We start from the raw sequence: 2,764 nt of genomic DNA, 5'->3' as shown, positions 1-2,764 counted from the left end.
TGGTCTTTCCAAAGGATCGTTGATTTTACGTTACCTATGGAAGACTAAATTTCGGGGGAAGCTCATTCCAAAGGATCGTTGATTTTACGTTACCTATGGAAGACTAAATTTCGGGGGAAGCTCACACCATCGCACGACAAAAAGCCTGCTGCCACCACGGTTTCGCCAGATAGCGCCGCAATATCGATCCCGCCATTGCGCAGACGCCGACGCGGGGCAGATTGATCACGCAGAACACTAGACAATAACTAGAGAACAGATACCGATCGACAGCCAGATCGGTTGCAATGGCGGCAGAAATGCCGGGGCACTGGTGACGGCATCTTTGTCTGGGCCGATACCGGCCACGACACCAATGTGATGGCGGGAAAATCCTTGGCCGAGGGTTTTTTGCTGGCGCCTGGCGCGCTGTTCTCGCCCACCCAATTGCCCTCGTCGCGAATGCGGATCAACCTGGCAGCGATGTCGGAGCCGGCGATCTGGCGCTTCCTCGCACGGGAATGTAGCAAATGAATATGGCGAATGAATCTGCCAAATAAATATGCCAAAAACACCAGGAAGGAAGTTGTCGCTAAGGCACCCCTTGTAAAATCCGGATTGCTCCCCATTTTTTGATCAACCCAAAGGGGCTCGGCGGAGCACCGTTCAACGCCTTGCCGATTTGTCGTTTTCACATCACTTTTCACTGTTTATATAGAGGAAACAATGGCCGTATCCGAAAAGCAAACCCTTGGTTTTCAGGCAGAAGTAAAGCAACTGCTGCAATTGATGATCCACTCTCTGTATTCCAACAAGGAAATTTTCTTGCGCGAGCTGGTCTCCAATGCATCCGATGCCGCCGACAAGCTGCGCTTTGAAGCGATCAACAACGACGCCCTTTTCGAGAGCGATCCTGAACTGAAGATCAAGGTCACATTCGACAAGGCTGCACGCACCATCACGATCTCAGACAACGGTATCGGCATGAGCCGCGATGAGGCCATCTCGCACCTCGGCACCATCGCCAAATCCGGCACCAAGGAATTCTTCTCGAAACTGTCCGGCGACCAGCAAAAAGATGCTGCCCTGATCGGCCAGTTCGGCGTCGGCTTCTACTCTGCGTTCATCATCGCTGACAAAATAACCGTCGACACCCGCCGCGCCGGCGCCACCGCGACCGAAGGCGTGCGTTGGGAATCAAGCGGCGCCGGCGATTTCAGCATCGAGGCCATCGACAAGGCAACGCGCGGCACTGATATCACGCTGCATCTGCGCGAAGGGGAAGATGAATATCTGTCAGCCTGGAAACTGAAATCCATCATCCGCAAATATTCCGACCATATCTCGCTGCCGATCGTAATGCAGAAAGAAGAATGGGATGAAGAGAAAAAAGAAACCGTGGTCAAGGACGAGTTTGAAACCGTCAACCAGGCCAGCGCACTGTGGGCGCGCAACAAATCCGACATCACCGAAGAGCAATACGCCGAATTCTACAAGCATGTCTCGCACGATTTCGAAGCACCGCTGACCTACACCCACAACCGGGTTGAAGGCCGCAGCGAATACACGCAACTGCTGTACGTGCCGAGCCGCGCCCCGTTCGACCTGTGGGACCGCAACAAGCGCGGCGGCATCAAGCTGTACACCAAGCGCGTCTTCATCATGGACGATGCTGAGCAACTGATGCCGGTCTATCTGCGCTTCGTCAAGGGCGTGATCGATTCGAGCGACCTGCCGCTGAACGTCTCGCGTGAAATCCTGCAAGAGTCGCGCGATGTGCGGGTGATCCGCGAAGGCTCCACCAAACGCGTGCTGAGCTTGTTAGAAGAACTGGCCAACAGCGACGACCAGTCGCAAAAAGATAAATACACGACCTTCTGGAAAGAGTTCGGCCAGGTTCTGAAAGAAGGCATCGGCGAAGACGCCACCAACAAGGAGAGAATCGCCAAGCTGCTGCGCTTCGCCTCGACCGCCAACGACAACGATGCGCAAACCGTCTCCTTCGCCGATTACATCGGCCGCATGAAGGAAGGCCAGAGCAAGATTTACTACGCCACAGGTGAAACCTATGCGGCGGCCAAGAACAGCCCGCACCTGGAAATCTTCCGCAAGAAAGGCGTTGAAGTCTTGTTGCTGACTGATCGCGTTGACGAATGGATGCTGTCCTTCCTGCAGGATTTCGACGGCAAGGAACTGGCATCGGTGGCCAAGGGCGGCCTCGACCTCGGCAGCTTGGAAGATGAAGCCGAAAAGAAGCAGCACGAAGAAACCGAAACCCAGTTCAAGGATCTGGTTGAGAAGATGAAGGCTGCATTGGCCGACAAAGCCAAGGATGTACGCGTTACCTTCCGCCTGACCGACTCGCCGGCCTGCCTGGTCGCCGATGAACACGAACTGTCCGGCAATCTGCTGCGCATGTTGAAGGCGGCCGGCCAAGAGGCCCCGGATTCCAAACCGATCCTGGAAATCAATCCGGATCATCCGCTGGTGCAACGCCTAAAGTATGAAGATGCCAAGTTCGGCGACTGGTCGCACATCCTGTTCGATCAAGCCTTGCTGGCTGAGGGCGGCGCGTTGGCGGACCCGTCGGGCTTCGTCAAACGCCTGAACGAAATGTTGCTGGGCATGGCTGGTAAATAATCCGGCTCGGATGCCCTGAGCGTCCGCTGCGCATATGCGCTATATGCGCTATATGCGCTATATGCGCTATATGCGCTATATGCGCTATATGCGCTATATGCGCTATATGCGCTATATGCGCTATATGCGCTATATGCGCTATATG

Annotated in this window: 2 protein-coding genes; both read left to right on the top strand. The window is 54.8% G+C overall.

Annotation, left to right across the window (positions count from 1 at the left end; all coding sequences use genetic code 11):
• Positions 1-282 precede the first annotated feature (282 nt).
• Positions 283-513, top strand: a complete 231-nt coding sequence (locus ACIQ0R_RS12160) for a hypothetical protein (RefSeq protein ID WP_395827809.1) — start codon at positions 283-285, stop codon at positions 511-513.
• Between the two features lie 192 nt (positions 514-705).
• Positions 706-2,619, top strand: coding sequence for a molecular chaperone HtpG (htpG, locus tag ACIQ0R_RS12155; RefSeq protein ID WP_395827806.1), 1,914 nt, complete (start codon positions 706-708; stop codon positions 2,617-2,619).
• Positions 2,620-2,764: the final 145 nt, after the last annotated feature.

This window comes from Collimonas sp. (genome assembly GCF_044339385.1).
Taxonomy (GTDB): Bacteria; Pseudomonadota; Gammaproteobacteria; order Burkholderiales; family Burkholderiaceae_D; genus Collimonas.
The sequence above is the reverse complement of the archived record's forward strand: the minus strand, read 5'-3'. Positions and strand labels throughout refer to the sequence as shown.